Origin of the sequence: Lentzea kentuckyensis, assembly GCF_002150765.1 — a bacterium.
In the GTDB taxonomy this organism is placed as follows: Bacteria; Actinomycetota; Actinomycetes; order Mycobacteriales; family Pseudonocardiaceae; genus Lentzea; species Lentzea kentuckyensis.
Window position 1 is genome coordinate 62189 of sequence record NZ_MUYM01000005.1, and the last position, 15043, is coordinate 77231.

At 67.8% G+C, this 15043-nt stretch carries 17 protein-coding genes and 1 riboswitch; of the genes, 5 read left to right on the forward strand and 12 right to left on the reverse strand.

The window, feature by feature from the left end; genetic code table 11:
• Positions 1-19 precede the first annotated feature (19 nt).
• Positions 20-568: an orotate phosphoribosyltransferase gene (gene pyrE, locus B0F77_RS03780; RefSeq protein WP_211293653.1), complete on the reverse strand. Its 549-nt coding sequence runs from the start codon at positions 566-568 to the stop codon at positions 20-22.
• Positions 569-639: 71 nt separating this feature from the next.
• Here pyrE and B0F77_RS03785 point away from each other — a divergent pair, with 71 nt between their 5' ends.
• The gene (locus B0F77_RS03785) at positions 640-1191 is read left to right on the forward strand and encodes an LURP-one-related/scramblase family protein (RefSeq protein ID WP_086661345.1); all 552 of its coding nucleotides are present in this window, start codon (positions 640-642) and stop codon (positions 1189-1191) included.
• Between the two features lie 15 nt (positions 1192-1206).
• On the opposite strand, the gene B0F77_RS03790 is transcribed toward B0F77_RS03785, so the two are convergent.
• The 5 genes from B0F77_RS03790 to B0F77_RS03810 all read right to left on the reverse strand — a co-directional run bounded on the left by B0F77_RS03790 (position 1207) and on the right by B0F77_RS03810 (position 4898).
• A complete protein-coding gene (locus tag B0F77_RS03790; protein ID WP_086661346.1) occupies positions 1207-1656 on the reverse strand; it encodes a hypothetical protein in 450 nt (149 codons plus the stop codon).
• The gene (locus B0F77_RS03795; RefSeq protein WP_086661347.1) at positions 1653-2564 is read right to left on the reverse strand and encodes a WXG100 family type VII secretion target; all 912 of its coding nucleotides are present in this window, start codon (positions 2562-2564) and stop codon (positions 1653-1655) included. The genes B0F77_RS03790 and B0F77_RS03795 overlap by 4 nt, the downstream gene beginning before the upstream one ends.
• The gene (locus B0F77_RS03800; RefSeq protein WP_086661348.1) at positions 2561-2875 is read right to left on the reverse strand and encodes a hypothetical protein; all 315 of its coding nucleotides are present in this window, start codon (positions 2873-2875) and stop codon (positions 2561-2563) included. The genes B0F77_RS03795 and B0F77_RS03800 overlap by 4 nt, the downstream gene beginning before the upstream one ends.
• 37 nt (positions 2876-2912) lie before the next feature.
• A complete protein-coding gene (locus tag B0F77_RS03805) occupies positions 2913-3686 on the reverse strand; it encodes an SDR family NAD(P)-dependent oxidoreductase (RefSeq protein WP_086661349.1) in 774 nt (257 codons plus the stop codon).
• 477 nt (positions 3687-4163) lie between these two features.
• Positions 4164-4898, reverse strand: coding sequence for a type III secretion system chaperone family protein (locus B0F77_RS03810; RefSeq protein WP_086661350.1), 735 nt, complete (start codon positions 4896-4898; stop codon positions 4164-4166).
• A gap of 88 nt (positions 4899-4986) precedes the next feature.
• Here B0F77_RS03810 and B0F77_RS03815 point away from each other — a divergent pair, with 88 nt between their 5' ends.
• Positions 4987-5445 carry a cytochrome P450 family protein gene (locus B0F77_RS03815; protein WP_086661351.1) on the forward strand — a complete coding sequence of 153 codons (459 nt, stop codon included), beginning with the start codon at positions 4987-4989 and terminating at the stop codon, positions 5443-5445.
• Between the two features lie 52 nt (positions 5446-5497).
• Here the strand turns inward: B0F77_RS03815 and B0F77_RS03820 are convergent, their stop codons facing one another.
• Both B0F77_RS03820 and clpB read right to left on the reverse strand, forming a co-directional pair.
• Positions 5498-5896, reverse strand: coding sequence for a hypothetical protein (locus tag B0F77_RS03820; protein WP_086661352.1), 399 nt, complete (start codon positions 5894-5896; stop codon positions 5498-5500).
• A gap of 39 nt (positions 5897-5935) precedes the next feature.
• Positions 5936-8518 (reverse strand): ATP-dependent chaperone ClpB, encoded by a 2583-nt coding sequence (gene clpB / locus B0F77_RS03825; protein WP_086661353.1) that lies wholly within the window; start codon positions 8516-8518, stop codon positions 5936-5938.
• Positions 8519-8665: 147 nt separating this feature from the next.
• On the opposite strand from clpB, the gene B0F77_RS03830 reads away from it, so the two are divergent.
• Positions 8666-9049: a VOC family protein gene (locus tag B0F77_RS03830; protein ID WP_086661354.1), complete on the forward strand. Its 384-nt coding sequence runs from the start codon at positions 8666-8668 to the stop codon at positions 9047-9049.
• Here B0F77_RS03830 and B0F77_RS03835 read toward each other — a convergent pair.
• From B0F77_RS03835 to B0F77_RS03845, 3 genes are all read right to left on the reverse strand, one after another.
• A complete protein-coding gene (locus tag B0F77_RS03835; protein ID WP_245847811.1) occupies positions 8947-10614 on the reverse strand; it encodes an MDR family MFS transporter in 1668 nt (555 codons plus the stop codon). The genes B0F77_RS03830 and B0F77_RS03835 overlap by 103 nt on opposite strands.
• A gap of 61 nt (positions 10615-10675) precedes the next feature.
• Positions 10676-11089: an HIT family protein gene (locus tag B0F77_RS03840; RefSeq protein ID WP_086661356.1), complete on the reverse strand. Its 414-nt coding sequence runs from the start codon at positions 11087-11089 to the stop codon at positions 10676-10678.
• Between the two features lie 27 nt (positions 11090-11116).
• Positions 11117-11644, reverse strand: a complete 528-nt coding sequence (locus B0F77_RS03845) for a pyridoxamine 5'-phosphate oxidase family protein (RefSeq protein WP_245847812.1) — start codon at positions 11642-11644, stop codon at positions 11117-11119.
• Positions 11645-12034: 390 nt separating this feature from the next.
• Between B0F77_RS03845 and B0F77_RS03850 the strand changes: the two genes are divergently transcribed.
• Both B0F77_RS03850 and B0F77_RS03855 read left to right on the forward strand, forming a co-directional pair.
• Entirely contained in the window at positions 12035-13138 is a 1104-nt protein-coding gene (locus B0F77_RS03850; RefSeq protein WP_086661358.1) for an FAD-binding oxidoreductase, read from the forward strand.
• Between the two features lie 6 nt (positions 13139-13144).
• Positions 13145-13229, forward strand: a riboswitch (ZMP/ZTP riboswitch).
• Positions 13230-13242: 13 nt separating this feature from the next.
• Entirely contained in the window at positions 13243-14460 is a 1218-nt protein-coding gene (locus B0F77_RS03855) for a serine hydroxymethyltransferase (RefSeq protein WP_086661359.1), read from the forward strand.
• Here the strand turns inward: B0F77_RS03855 and B0F77_RS03860 are convergent.
• A complete protein-coding gene (locus tag B0F77_RS03860) occupies positions 14443-15018 on the reverse strand; it encodes a TetR/AcrR family transcriptional regulator (RefSeq protein ID WP_086661360.1) in 576 nt (191 codons plus the stop codon). The genes B0F77_RS03855 and B0F77_RS03860 overlap by 18 nt on opposite strands.
• Between the last annotated feature and the right edge of the window lie 25 nt (positions 15019-15043).

Below are 15043 nucleotides of genomic sequence, written 5' to 3' on the forward strand. Positions count from 1 at the left end.
AAGCGCTCTCGATAAAACCTCAGGCGAGGCCGAGGTCGTTCAGGTCGAGCAGGTACCGGTACTGCAGACCTTCAGCCTCGATGGCCTCCTTGGCACCGGTTCCGCGGTCGACCACGCACGCGACACCGATGACATCGGCACCGTGCTCGCGCAGCGCGGCAACGGCCGTGAGGACCGAACTGCCCGTGGTGGAGGTGTCCTCAACAGCGAGAACACGCTGGCCGCGCACATCGATGCCCTCGATCTGCCGCTGCATGCCGTGCGCCTTGCTCGCCTTGCGCACGACGAACGCGTCGAGCACGTCACCGTCGATGGCGGCGGAGTGCATCATCGCGTAGGCGACGGGATCCGCGCCGAGTGTGAGACCGCCGACAGCGACGAAATCCCAGTCGCTGGTGAGCTGCCGCAGCAGCTTGCCGATCAGGGGGGCCGCCGCGTGGTGCAGCGTCGCCCGCCGCAGGTCGACGTAGTAGTCAGCTTCCTTGCCGCTGGAAAGGGTTACCTTGCCGTGCACGACGGCCAATTCGCTCACCAGACGAGCGAGTTCCGACTTCGCGTTCGAGTCCAAGACCACTTCAGTTCGCACGGGTCGTCAGCTTCGCACACATGGGCCGTCGCTGCCTCGTACCCTGCATCACCGTGAGCACCCTCTACGTGGAACAGCCGTGGACCTTCATGAGCCTGTTGGCCCGGCCGCACTACCGGGTGGAGGTGTTCGACGAGCGTGACGTGCCGATCGCGGTGGTCCGGGAGCGGAGCGGTCCGGGCCTGCAGCGACCGCTGCGGCACACCGGGTTCTCCGGCTGGACGACGTTCGACCTCGACGTCGTGACACCGCACGGCCAGCCGATGATGCACATCGGCAAGGGGTTCGGCCGACGGCCTCACGTGCAGGTCAGCACGCCACAGGGGCAGCTGATCGGGACGATCAGGACGCACGGCGCGTGGAAGCAGTCGCTGCACGACGCGAACGGTCAGCAGCTCTGCTTCTTCGGTGACATCGCGCGGATCGAGACCGGCGGGCGCGCCAAGCGCAACGGCAAGCGCGTCCGCCGGGACGTCGTGCGGATCAACCCCCAGGTGACCGAGCCGCTGCGCTCGCTGGCGACCGCCTGCGCGGTCGCCTTCGACGTCGTTCGCGGCACCGGGACCAGCCACGCCAGCAGTGGCGGCGTGGACTGGCCGGTCTGAGTTACCCAGGCGCCGTTACCAGGCGTCCTTGCGGAAGTGGCTCGGGCCGTCGTCCTCGTCGTCGTCATCACGACGCCCGCGCGGCGGCTGGGGCGTCGGGTTGCCCGACGCGATGATGTCGTCGATGTCCTGGCCCTCCTCGATCGCACGATAAGCGCGCTGGAGATCAGGAACACCGACGGCGAGCGCCTTCTGCACACCCTCGTCGTTCAACGCACGACCCGCGGCGACGTCGGCCCACGACATCTCGCCGGCGTCGACACGACGTTGGAGGTCCTTGAGTTCCTTGGGCGCGCCCGGCGACTTCGCGAACCGTTCGATCTCGGCGAGGTCCTGCTCGGAGAGCCCGCGCGACCGGCGCTGCACCTGCGACGCGGCCGCCGCGACCTTCCCGAGATCGTCGATCTTGGCGTCCACACCGTCGAACAACGCCTGGAGTCGCGCCTGGTCGTACGGGAACGTCATTGCTGACCACCACTGGGAGCCGGAGCGGGAGCGGGGGCACCGGAGCCTCCACCCGAGCCGGAACCGCTGCCCGTACTGGAACGCCCGGAAGCCGCGGACCCGGCCTTGCCGAGACTGTAGGCACCGAGGCCGACACCGATCGCACCGGACTTCGCGGCGGACTTGCCGTTGTCGAACTTCTGCTTGCCGTCCTGCACGCCGTCGACCACGTCGAGGAAGTCGTTGACGTCACGGACGTCCTTGAGCTTCATCAGCGCAGTGCCCATCGCCACGATGCCGTCGACCATGCCCTTGACGCCCTCGATCAGCGTCATGATCGACTGGATGATCTTGCGGATCGCGTCGACGATCTGGATCGCGTCGTAGACCATCCACACCGCGCGGCCCCAGCCGACGACCGGGATCACCGCGGTCATGGCGGCCTCGAGCAGCATCGTGCAGAGCTTGTCGAGCAGGAACAGGGCGATCTTCGTGGCCGACCGGCACGCGGACGCCATCGACTGGAACTTGTTGCCGATGATCCGGGCGACCTGGGAGTCCGCCTCGATCGCGACGACCCACATGGTGTCCATGCGGCGCTCGAACGCCTGCGCGGCGGCACCGTTCCAGTGCGGGTTGAGCTGGCCGACACCCTCGCCGACGTTGTGCCGCACGGAGTCCAGCGCCTTGGCGACCTGGTCCCACGCGTTCGCGTTGGCGTCGATCTTCTCGAAGTCACCGACCAGCGGGCTGATCAGCGACTCGATCAGGTTCTCGCCGGTGACCTTCTCGTAGATCCAGTTGACGCCCTGCAGCTTCCACCCGGCGGCCTCGATGAGCTCCTTGGTGGTCTGCCGGCCTGGGCGGTCCTCGGCGGCGGCGTTGAGCGCCGCCGAGGGGTCCTGGACGTCCGCGTACGCCGTGGTCATCGGCCACCTCCAGCTTTCTGCATGAGCTGGACGCCGTGGAGGTCGACCTTCTCGTAGGAGTCTGCGGTCTTCTGGAGCGCGCCGGAGTCCTTGAGCATCATCTTGTTCGCGAAGTCCAACGTCTCCCCGTACAGGTTCGCGACACCGGTCACGACGGGGTGCAGCAACGTCAGCAGGCCGGTGAACCCGCTGGTGTCACCGCCCTTGGAGATCGCGTGGTCCTTGATGGTCAGGAAGTGCTGAGCGTTGCGGTCCAGCAGCTCGCTGTACCCGCGAAGCTCGTTCGGCACGACATGGAACTGTTCACTCACATGGCGTCCGACGCGCCGTTCGGCCGAACGGTTCCGCTCAGGTGCGGCCGCGACCGCCGGCGAAGCGCGACGCCATCTTGCGCACGAGGGCGCGCGGGAGCAGTCGCGAAACGGTGACGATCGCCTTGTACTGGATGCCGGGGATCGACAACGGCTTGCCGCGGCGCAGGTCACGCAGCGCCTCGTGGACCAGCCGGTCGGCGTCGACGTAGAGCCAGCCAGGGGTCTTGGACATGTCGATGTTCGCGCGCTTGTGGAACTCCGTCCGCACGAAACCGGGGCACAGCGCCATGATCCGCACGCCGGTGCCCTCGGCCGCGAGGTTCATGCCCTCGGAGAACGTCGTCACCCACGCCTTGTCCGCGCTGTAGCTGGTGCCGCGGCCGGGCAGGAAGCTCGCCACGCTGGACACGTTGATCACGTCGCCCTTGCCGCGGGCGATCATGCCGGGGATCGCGGACCTGGACAGACGCAACACCGTGGCGACGTTGACGTCCAGCTGAGCCTGGAGCTTCTCGATGTCCGCCGCGAAGAACTCGCCGGTGTTGGCGAAACCGGCGTTGTTCACGAGCAGGTCGACCGGCGACTCGGCCAGCCGCGCCTCGACCTTGGCGCGCTCGCCGTGATCGCTGAGGTCGGCGGGCAGGACGTCGACGTGGACGCCGTGACGATCGCGCAGCTGCTGCGCGAGCTCCTCCAGTGCGGACGCGGTGCGCGCGACCAGTACGAGGTCGTATCCCTCAGCCGCGAGCCTGCGGGCGAAGGCGGCCCCGATCCCGACGGTAGATCCGGTCACCAGTGCGGTTGGCATGCCACCGAACGGTAGTCGGAAAATCGCCGGGGTCGAAGGCCGCCGATGATCAACCGTCGTGTTTCGCCGGGCGGCGAAGCACGACCAGGCGCAGTGCGAGGCCCGAAACGACCAGAGCGACTCCGCCGAACAGCAACCATCCGACCGATGCACCCGTGTTGGCCAGCGTCACAACGGACGCCGTGCCGGCCACAGCCGCGGGCGGAACTACCTTTCCTCCGTACATCGTGCTTCCCTCCGGGGGGTTCGGGGACACGACGCCTTACGCACGGAGTATCTGAATCACCAGCAAATGTTTTACACAGAGTGAAGTGTGACGTAGGTCACACCACTTCGGTTACAGCCTGGAATACCGCTGGTAGGCGTGGGACGACGGACAGTACATATTGCCGCCGCTACCCACGGTTACAAGATCAGCGGCGCCGCGAGGTGTCCTGCTGAGCGCGAATTACCCAGCCAACGTTCTGGGTCGCGCCGCTAGGGCTGCTTGCGTCCGAACGACGGCCGGTAGACCTCGCCGCCCTCGTCGTCCTCCGCCACCGGCTCCTCGCGCTCGGAGGGGTCCGGGTCGAACGGGTCGATGACGTCCGCGAGCTCACCGACGTCGCGCAGCAGCCGCTCCAGGCGCGCGGGCGACGAGTTCGGCGGCGCGGCGGCCAGCACCCAGTCGTTCTCCATCCAGACGACCGTGACGTCGCCGCCGATCTCCTCTGCGGCGTCGATCAGGTCCGGCGTGATGATCTTGCGGGCGGCCGGGACGTCGGTGACGAACGCGTAGCGCGAGCCGACCGGGCCGAGGAGGTCCGGCATCGGCATCTTGTCGTTGTCGCGCTGGAACGGGACTGTCGACAGCCACAGTTCGATCACGACCGACAACGCCCGGCGGCAGCGCACGCCGACCAGCACGGAGTTGACCTTGCCGCCGGTCTCGTGGTCGAGCACGTAGACCTGGCGCCTGCCGTCCGCGGTGAAGGTCGAGCCCGCGACCACGTCCCGGGCGAGCCCGGTGCCGTAGTACGCGAGGGCACCCGCCTCCCAGCGTGTCGGGAGCACGTGGTCTGTCTCCTCGAACTGCCAGCCGCGCAGGGCAGCCCAACGGCGCCGTTCACGATTACGCGCGGTTCGTTGCGCCCGGTCGGTCGCGAGCAGGGCAAACCCCGCCACGCCCGCCACCGCGGCGACGGTGAACCAGACCCACGCCGGTATGCCCACGGGAGAAGCCTAGTGGGTCCGGCGCGTGGAACGAAGATCACTTCCGCGCGTCGCGAACTGAGCGTGCCGATTCGACGTGGATGAGGACATGCCCGCCTCGTTCCCGTTCACCACGCCACGGTCGCTGGACAACGAACCAGAGGCTCAGGAACTGCTCGCGTCCGGCGGTCCCGTCGTCCCCGCGACGATGGGTCCCACCAGCATCTGGCTGACGCTTTCCCACGCCGCCTGCAGACAGGTGCTGACCGATCCGCGCTTCAGCCGGGAGGAGGCCACCCGCCCTGGTGGCCCGGTCACGGTCCCGTCCGGCGCGAACCCGCTCGTGCTCTCCTCGATGGAGGGCCGCAAACACGCCCGCACCCGCAAACTCGTGGCCGCCGCCTTCAGCCCGCGCATGGTCGCCACCCTCGAACCGCGCGCCCAGGCGATCGTCGACTCGCTGCTGGACGCGCCACCTGACGTCGGCCGAACTGCTCGCGAAGCTGGAGTTGCGGGTTGCGCTGACGTCGGTTTTGAAGCGGTTCCCAGGACTGCGGCTGGCCGTTGACGAGTCGGAGCTGGCGTACCGGGCGGAGACCAACGTCCGTGCGCTGGTCTCGCTACCCGTGGCTTGGTGATCGCGGCACGACGACGACCTGGTCCACGTCCTCGTAAACGATGCGGCCGGGATCATCGGACTCCACTCGGCGCCACTTCACGCCATGTGCGTCGAGAATCGCCAGATAGCCCGGAACACGGTCCAGGAGATGCGTCGCCGCGACCTTGAACCACGCGGCGGCACCGGGGTTGATCGTCCGGTCGTAGACGGTCACATCGACCTTCGACGGATCCGTGTAGGCCGCGTCGTACCAGGCGTTGTTCACACGCCGGAACGCTTCCTGCTCCTCGGTGAGCTCTCCGCGCCTGGCCAGACCGTTGAACAACCCGAAGATCCCGGTGAAGTTCCCGCTGGTGTTGGGCTCGACCGCCTGGTACCGCACATAGCGAAATTCCCCCACGAGACCTGAACCTACAGGCCTCGTGGGGGACTCGGAGCGTTAGGCGGCGCGGCCCACGATCAGGCCCGTGTTGTCGTCCAGCACGTCAACGCGGACCGTGTCGCCATCGCGCACCTCACCGGCCAGCAGCTCCTTCGCGAGCTGGTCACCGATCGCCGACTGCACCAGCCGGCGCAACGGCCGTGCCCCGTAGATCGCGTCGAAACCGTTCAGAGCCAACCAGTCGCGCGCCGACGCGGTGACGTCCAGCGTCAGCCGGCGAGCGGCCAGGCGGTCCGCCAGGCGAGCGATCTGGATGTCCACAATGGACGTCAGTTCCTCGGTGGCGAGCGCGTGGAACACCACGACGTCGTCGAGCCGGTTCAGGAACTCCGGCTTGAAGTGCCGCTGCACCACGGCCAGCACGGCGTCCTTGCGCTCCAGCTCGGTCAGCGACGGGTTCACGATGGTCTGCGAGCCCAGGTTCGAGGTGAGCACCAGGATGGTGTTGCGGAAGTCCACCGTGCGGCCCTGGCCGTCGGTCAGGCGACCGTCGTCGAGGACCTGCAGCAGCACGTCGAACACGTCCGGGTGCGCCTTCTCCACCTCGTCGAGCAGCACGACCGAGTACGGGCGGCGGCGGACCGACTCGGTGAGCTGGCCGCCCTGGTCGTAGCCGACGTAGCCGGGAGGCGCACCGACCAGGCGGGCCACCGAGTGCTTCTCGGAGTACTCGCTCATGTCGATGCGGATCATCGCGCGTTCGTCGTCGAACAGGAACGCCGCCAGCGCCTTGGCCAGCTCGGTCTTGCCGACGCCGGTCGGGCCGAGGAACAGGAACGAGCCCGTCGGGCGGTCCGGGTCGGCGACACCGGCGCGAGTGCGCCTGACGGCGTCCGACACGACCCGCACGGCTTCGCCCTGGCCGACGACTCGGCGGGCGAGTTCGTCCTCCATCCGCAGCAGCTTGGCGGTCTCGCCTTCGAGCAGACGGCCGGCCGGGATGCCGGTCCACGCCGACACTACGTCCGCGACGTCGTCAGGGCCGACCTCCTCCTTGAGCATCGCGGCGTCCTGAGTGGACTCCGCAGCGCCTTCGAGTTCCTTCTCCAACGCGGGAATCCGGCCGTACCGGAGCTCGGCGGCGCGGCCGAGGTCGCCGTCGCGCTCGGCGCGTTCGGACTCGCCGCGCAACGACTCCAGCTGCTCCTTCAGCGTGCGGACCTTGTCGATGGAGCCCTTCTCGTTCTGCCACCGGGCGGTCAAGGCGGAAAGCGTCTCGCGCTTCTCCGCCAGCTCGGCGCGCAACGCCGACAGCCGTTCCAGGGAAGCCGCGTCGGACTCCTTGGCCAGCGCCATTTCCTCGATCTCGAGCCGGCGCACGGCACGTTCGACCGTGTCGATCTCGACGGGCCGCGAGTCGATCTCCATGCGCAGCCGGGACGCGGCCTCGTCGACGAGGTCGATCGCCTTGTCCGGCAGGAAGCGCGCGGTGATGTAGCGGTCCGACAACGTGGCCGCGGCGACGAGAGCGGCGTCCGTGATGCGCACACCGTGGTGGACCTCGTAGCGCTCTTTCAACCCACGCAGGATGCCGACGGTGTCCTCCACCGACGGTTCGCCGACCAGCACCTGCTGGAAGCGGCGCTCCAGGGCGGCGTCCTTCTCGATGTGCTCGCGGTACTCGTCCAGCGTCGTCGCGCCGACCATCCGCAGCTCGCCGCGGGCCAGCATCGGCTTGATCATGTTGCCGGCGTCCATGGCCGACTCACCGGTCGCGCCGGCACCGACGATCGTGTGCAGCTCGTCGATGAACGTGATGACCTGGCCGGCCGAGTCGGTGATCTCCTTCAGCACGGCCTTGAGCCGCTCCTCGAACTCACCGCGGTACTTGGCGCCCGCGACCATCGAGCCGAGGTCCAGGGACACGACCCGCTTGCCGCGCAACGACTCCGGTACGTCACCGGCCACCACGCGCTGCGCCAGGCCCTCGACGATCGCCGTCTTGCCGACGCCGGGCTCGCCGATCAGCACCGGGTTGTTCTTGGTGCGCCGGGACAGCACCTGGACGACCCGGCGGATCTCGGCGTCGCGGCCGATCACCGGGTCGAGCTCGCCCTTGCGGGCGCGTTCGGTCAGGTCGACGCCGTACTTCTCCAGCGCCTTGTAGGTGCCCTCGGGATCGGCCGACGTCACCCGCGCCGACCCGCGCACCTTCGTGAAGGCCTCGGTCAGCGCGTCCGGCGTCGCACCGTGCCGCCGCAGCAGGTCGGCGACCTGGCCGCCGTGCTGCGCCAGTCCGACGAGCAGGTGCTCGGTGGACACGTACTCGTCACCCATCTCGGTGGCGAGCTCCTGCGCCTTGCCGAGCACCCGCACGGCGTCGCGCGAGAGTTGCGGGGCGGACACGGTCGAACCGGACGCGCTGGGCAACGAGCGGGAGAGTTGTTCCAGCTCCTTGCGCACCTGCGTCGGGTCGGCGCCCACCGCCGACAGCAACGGCGCGGTCAACCCGTCCGTCTGCGCCAGCAGTGCGCTGAGCAGGTGCGCGGAACCCACGTCCGGGTTCCCGTTGAGCGTTGCGGCCTGCACCGCAGCGGAAACCGCCTGCTGCGTCTTCGTCGTCGGGTTGAAAGCGTCCATTCCTCCACCTCGTGGTCAGCGTTCAGCATGAACCATCATCCCGCACAACGTCAGAAAAGTTGAGCGTGTTCCGCTCAACTACAGGAACGTGACGGTCATCCCGAAAATCGCACGTCAGCTGACACAAGTTGGACGAAGATCAGCCCTATGACCTCGATCATCCACAACATCACCGTCGACGCGCGCGACTCCTACACGATCGCCTCGTTCTGGAGCCAGGTGCTCAACCTGCCGCTGCACCCCGACGACAACCCCGGCGACCCCGAGTCCCTGATCCAGATGCCGAACGGCGTCCGCTACCTCTTCATCAACGTCCCCGAAGGCAAAGAGATCAAGAACCGCCTGCACGTCGACCTGCAGCCGACCGACGGCACCCGCGACGAGGAGGTGGCACGCCTCCAGGGCATCGGCGCGACGATCTTCGACGATCAGCGCCGCCCCGACGGCACCGGCTGGGTCACGATGCGCGACCCCGAGGGCAACGAGTTCTGCGTGGAACGCAGCGCAGCCGAACGCGCCGCGACCTCCTGAACACCGTCACTCGAAAGCACCAACAGCTTGTCCACAGCGGAGACCGAGTTATCCACAATCCGCTGTTCAGTATCCACAGGTGAATCAAGTTCAGTGGCGACCGTCTGTGCACCAGAACCCGTTGGGGTGACATCCACAGACTCCCGCAACGGCTGCTCCTTGATCAGCAGCACCGCGATCACCGTGAACACCGCGAGACCAGCGGCGATCAGGAACAACTCACCCATCGCATCGCCGTAGGAGTCCCGCACGACTGGGGAGAGGGAGCCGCGGTCGAGCGTCTTCGTGCTCACATGGGCCGCCAGCACGGCGCCGAGCACCGAGACGCCGGCCGTCCCACCCAACGACCGCAGGAACGTGGCCGTCGAGCTGGCCGTACCGAGATCCGCCATGCCCACGCCGTTCTGCACGGCGAGCACGAGGTTCTGCATGGTCAGCCCCACCCCGACACCGACCAGCGCCAGGTAGGCCCCCATCAGCACGAGGTTCGTGCGGTGGTCGATCGTGCCGAGCAACGCCAGTCCGATGACCAGCGAGAACGCTCCCCAGACCAGGTAGCTCTTCCACTTGCCGCTCCTGGCGATGAGCTGCCCGCTGACCGTGGAGGAGATGCTCAGCCCCAGCACCAACGGCACCGTGAGCAGCCCTGCCTTCGTGGGCGAGAACCCGCGCGCGATCTGGAAGTACTGCCCCATGAACACCGACGCGCCGAACATCGCCGTTCCCACCGCGATACCACCGAGCATCGCCAGTACAACCGTGCGGTTCCGGAACAGGTGCAGCGGGATGACCGGGGAGGAAGCCCTCCGCTCGACGAAGTAGGCGGTGACGATCGCGAGGACGGCACCACCCGCGAACAGCGCGCTCTCCTTGCTGATCCACGCGAAGTCCTTGCCCGCGAACGACACCCACATCAGCACGAGGCTCACGCCACCGGTGATGAGCGTGGCGCCCAGGTAGTCGATCTTCACGTGCCGCTTCGTGCTCGGCAGGTGCAACGTCTTGTGCAGCACGGCCAACGCCACCAGCGCCAGCGGCACACAGACGAAGAAGCACCAGCGCCAGCCGGGCCAGTCGACGAGAAACCCGCCGACCAGCGGCCCGCCGACGGTGCCCGCCGAGATCACCATGCCGGTGTAACCGCTGTAGCGGCCACGTTCCCGCGGGCTCAGCAACGCGCCGACCACGACCTGGCCGAGCGCCTGCACACCGCCCATGCCCAGGCCCTGGACGACGCGGAACGCGATGAGCTGCTCCATGTTCTGGCTCAGGCCCGACAGGACCGAGCCGATCACGAACAGCACGATGCCGACCTGCAACAACATCTTCTTGTCGAAGAGGTCCGCGAGCTTGCCCCACAACGGCGTGCTGGCGGTGGACGCCAGCAGCATCGACGTGATGACCCACGTGTACTGGGTCTGGGTGCCCTTGAGCTCGGCCAGGATCGTCGGGAGAGCGTTCGAGACGATGGTGGAGCTGAGGATCGCGACGAGCAGCGCCACCCAGATGCCGGACAGCGCTTCGAGGATCTCCCGATGCGAGTTGGGCCGATTCAGGACGGCCACCTCCAGTAATTAGTTGATGTCATACAACTTTATCTGGAGATAGTTAGCTAGGGCAACTTGTTTAGGGGTCTAGTGCGTCACTCAACGCCTGGGCCAGATCGCCGTCGAGCTGCCTTCCCGACGGCTCCGGCCACGCGAAGTACTCGTCGTCCTCCCAGTGCGGCACGACGTGAAAGTGCAGATGAGCGACGCTTTGCCCGGAGCCTGGCCCACTCGCGTTGAGCACGCACACGCCAGACGCACCCAGCGCGGTCCTCATCGCTCGTGCCACGCGCTGGATCATCAGCCCGGCCGCCGTGAAGGCCGCCGGGGACGCGTCGTGCACTCCTACCGAGTGCTCACGCGGCACCACCAGTGTGTGGCCGGGCGCTAGAGCACTGGCTGGGAGCGGCAGGAACGCGACGGCGTCCGGCGCCTGCGCCACCCACTGGGCGGGCAGGTCACCGGACATGATCGAACAGAAGACACACGGCATGCCGCCATGTGACCAGAAGCCGCCAGGTCAGTCGGCGGTCTTGCCCGCCTTGACGCCGAAGAAGTCGCCGCCCTTGCGCTTCACGTCGTCGGTGCCCCAGTCACGAATCCGGTCGACCGGGATCATCCGCGGGATGTGCTTGCGGCAGTGGATGTAGGCCTCCCGCACCTCGACCACCACCCACCGCTCCACCTTCTTGTCCTCGGTGTCGAACTCCTCGCGCGGCACGATCCGGGCCCTGCCGTTCACGTGCAGCCCGATCAGGTCGTCGGCGAAGTCCACCATCAGCATCCCGACGTGCGGGTTCTCCATGATGTTGCCCAGGGACGCCATCACGCCGTTGCCGCGGTACTCGGGGTACGCGACGGTCCGGGAGTCGATCACCTGGATGAACCCCGCCGGCCCGGCCCGCAGGGTCGAGTCGCACTCCCCGTCGGCATCAGCGGTCGAGATGAAGGCCATCTCCATCCGGGCGACGAACTCGGCCATCGCGGGGTTCAGGTGGTCCAGGACCTGGTCGTCGTAGAAGCGGCTGGCGCGATCCGAGGTCTCCAAGGCACATTGGAGGAAGTGCTCACCTCGTGAGCCAGGACGCTCCACACGGTCAGGTGAGGTGGTTTCAGTCAACTCAGGCAGGGACACCTGCCACACGCTCCCACGCAAGCGGGCAAGCCGGTACAGACGGACCCCCACTTTCACACTGTTGCGGTAACAACTAGTTGCGTACAGTAATCGGACTTCGCTCAAAGGTGGCATCAAGGAGTCAAACAGCCCGATCAGGGGTTACTGTCCACCCTGTCGGGGGACGGATGCTTGACGAGGACGACAGCGCCTTGCTGGCGCCAATGAGAACGTGGAGACTGCGCGCGGACCATGACTGCGAACGCTGTGCTGAGCCCCATCCCTACCCCGCCCCACCGAGAACCCCCGCCTGGTGTCACCGCGATGGTGCGGATGATCCGGGAGAGCTTCGCGGTGGTGGAGCCGCACTCCGAAGAAGTGGCGAAGTTCTTCTACGGAATGCTCTTCTCGCTCTCGCCTGCCACACGCGAGATGTTCCCCGCGAACATGGAGGTGCAACGCAGCCGTCTGCTGCGCGCCCTCGTGCACGTGGTGCAGATGGTCGACCGCCCGGACGACCTCATCCCCTTCCTGCGTCAACTGGGCCGTGACCACCGGAAGTTCGGTGTCATCAACGTCCACTACGAGGCCGTCGGAACCGCACTGCTCTCCGCGGTGAAGAAGTTCTCCGGCGCCGCGTGGACCCCCAAGGTCGAGATGGCCTGGGCCGAGGCCTACACCCTGATGGCGCGAGCCATGCAGGAGGCGGCCGACGCGGACAACGGGCCCGCCTACTGGCACGCGACGGTGCTGGAGCACCAGCGCGTCTCGTGGGACCTGGCGGTCGTGCGGCTGCAGCCCGACCACCCGGTCAACTACAAGGCCGGTCAGTACGTCAGCGTGGAGACGCCGCAGCGCAAGCGCTTGTGGCGGTACTACTCGCCGGCGAACGCCCCGCGCGAAGACGGCATCATCGAGTTCCACATCCGGTCCGTCGACGGCGGTTGGGTGTCGCGCTCGGTGGTCGGTCACACGCAGGCCGGTGACACCTGGCGCATCGGACCGCCGATGGGCCGTCTGTCGGTCGACCGCACGGCCGGGTCGGACATCCTGATGGTGGCCGGTGGCACGGGCGTCGCGCCGATGCACGCGATCATCGACGAGATGGCGCAGTACGGCGAGAACCCGCGCGTGCACCTGTTCTACGGCGGCCGCACCCGCGAGGACCTTTACGACCTGGACAACCTGCAACGCATCGCGACCACGAACCCGTGGCTCACGGTCGTGCCGGTGCTGGAGTCGGACCCCGGTGTCCGGGGCGTCGAGCAGGGCAGCCTGGCCGACGTGGTCACCCGCTACGGCGCGTGGGAAGAGCGCGACGTCCTGGTCTGCGGCAGCCCAGCCATGATCAGGTCGACGGTGTCCCGCATGCTGGTCGCCGGAACGCCGCTGGACCGGATCAAGTACGACCCGTTCACGCTGGACTAAACTCGGCACGTCGAAAGCGACTGGCGTGCCGAGGGTGGAAGTGACCACCGGGAAGCGACGGCCGAGCGCACCGAACGCCTGGGTGCCCGGCACGGAGTGATGCCGTGCTGCACGAAGTCGATCCCGAGATCGCCACCCTGATCCAGGCCGAGCAACGTCGTCAGGCCAGCAAGCTGCGCATGATCGCGTCCGAGAACGACGTGTCCGCCGCCGTGCTCGAAGCGACGGGCTCGGTGCTGACGAACAAGTACTCCGAGGGCTACCCCGGCAAGCGGTACTACGAGGGCCAGCAGATCATCGACCAGGTCGAGCAGCTCGCCATCGACCGGGCGAAAGCGCTGTTCGGCGTGGACCACGCGAACGTCCAGCCGCTGTCCGGCGCACCCGCGAACCTCGCCGTCTACCTGGCGTTCCTGCAGCCCGGTGACACCGTGATGGGCATGTCGCTGCCGATGGGCGGCCACCTCACCCACGGCTGGAACGTCTCCGCCACCGGCAAGTGGTTCCACGCGGTGCAGTACGACGTCCGCAAGGACACCGGCGTCGTCGACATGGACGAGGTCCGGGAAATCGCCTTGGCCGAACGCCCGAAGGTGATCTTCTGCGGCGGCACGGCGATCCCGCGCACGATCGACTTCCCGGCCTTCGCGGAGATCGCCAGGGAGATCGACGCGGTCCTGGTCGCCGACATCGCGCACATCGCCGGCCTGGTCGCGGGCGGTGCACACCCGTCACCGGTCGGACACGCCTCGGTGGTCACCACGACCACGCACAAGACGCTGCGCGGCCCGCGCGGCGCGATGATCCTGTGCGACGCCGAGCACGCGAAGGCGATCGACCGCGCCGTGTTCCCCGGTCTGCAGGGCGGCCCGCACGACCACACGACCGCCGCGATCGCCGTGGCGCTCAAGGAAGCCTCGCAGCCGGAGTTCCGCGAGTACGCGCACACGATCGTCGCGAACGCCAAGGCGCTGGCGGACGCGTTGCTGGACCGCGGCTTCGACCTGGTGTCCGGCGGCACCGACAACCACCTGATCCTGGTCGACCTGACGTCGAAGCAGATCGGCGGCAAGCCGGCGGCACGCGCGCTGGACCGCGCGGGCATCGAGCTGAACTACAACGCCGTGCCCTACGACACCCGCAAGCCGTTCGACCCGTCCGGCATCCGGCTGGGCACGCCGGGCGTCACCACGCGCGGCCTCAAGCCGGAGCAGATGCCGTTGATCGCGGACTGGATCGACCGGGCGATCACCGCCCACGACAACGACCAGGCGCTGGACCGCATCGCCGCCGAGGTAGAGGAACTACTCAGCACCCTCTAGCCCGGCAGCCGCGACCCGAACCTCTTCGAGTGCCCGGCGGGCGACTTCCGCGAAGTCCCCGCCGGCCTCCAGCCACCGGTCGTAGGCGACCCGCAGCGCCAGCACACCCAGTTCGGCGGCGACGGCCGCGTCGAGCTCCGGCACCCCGCGTCGCCGCAGCGCCTCCTGCATCACGCTGGAGAACCCGGCCATCTTCATCGCGTCGCGTTCGCGCAGCTCGTCGTTGGCGGCGATCACCGCGAGCCGCCGCGGCCCGTTCGCCCGGCGCCCCTCGGTGAACGTGACAGCGATCGCCACGAGCGCCCCCTCGACCGCGGCCAGCGCTCCCGCGGACTCGGGCGTTCCGGCGATCCCTTCGACGATCAGCTCGACCAGCTCGTCCTGACCGCTGAACAACACCTCGCGCTTGTCGCGGAAGTGCCGGAAGTACGTGCTCTTCGTGAGGCCCGCGCGCTCGGCGATCTGCGCTACCGCCGTGTTCTCGTAGCCCTGCTCGTCGAACAGGTCGAGTGCGGCGCGCACCAACCGATCCCGCGCGTCCGGCTCCCATCGACCCATGCCTCACATCATAAGTGATGGGACT

Excerpts from the sequence above, each read along its gene's own strand:
- B0F77_RS03815 (WP_086661351.1), top strand. The coding sequence starts at position 4,987 with ATGCCCGCCTCGTTCCCGTTCACCACGCCACGGTCGCTGGACAACGAA.
- B0F77_RS03790 (WP_086661346.1), bottom strand. The coding sequence starts at position 1,656 with ATGACGTTCCCGTACGACCAGGCGCGACTCCAGGCGTTGTTCGACGGT.
- B0F77_RS03860 (WP_086661360.1), bottom strand. The coding sequence starts at position 15,018 with ATGGGTCGATGGGAGCCGGACGCGCGGGATCGGTTGGTGCGCGCCGCA.
- B0F77_RS03850 (WP_086661358.1), top strand. The coding sequence starts at position 12,035 with ATGGTGCGGATGATCCGGGAGAGCTTCGCGGTGGTGGAGCCGCACTCC.
- B0F77_RS03840 (WP_086661356.1), bottom strand. The coding sequence starts at position 11,089 with ATGCCGTGTGTCTTCTGTTCGATCATGTCCGGTGACCTGCCCGCCCAG.
- B0F77_RS03830 (WP_086661354.1), top strand. The coding sequence starts at position 8,666 with ATGACCTCGATCATCCACAACATCACCGTCGACGCGCGCGACTCCTAC.
- clpB (WP_086661353.1), bottom strand. The coding sequence starts at position 8,518 with ATGGACGCTTTCAACCCGACGACGAAGACGCAGCAGGCGGTTTCCGCT.
- B0F77_RS03805 (WP_086661349.1), bottom strand. The coding sequence starts at position 3,686 with ATGCCAACCGCACTGGTGACCGGATCTACCGTCGGGATCGGGGCCGCC.
- B0F77_RS03795 (WP_086661347.1), bottom strand. The coding sequence starts at position 2,564 with ATGACCACGGCGTACGCGGACGTCCAGGACCCCTCGGCGGCGCTCAAC.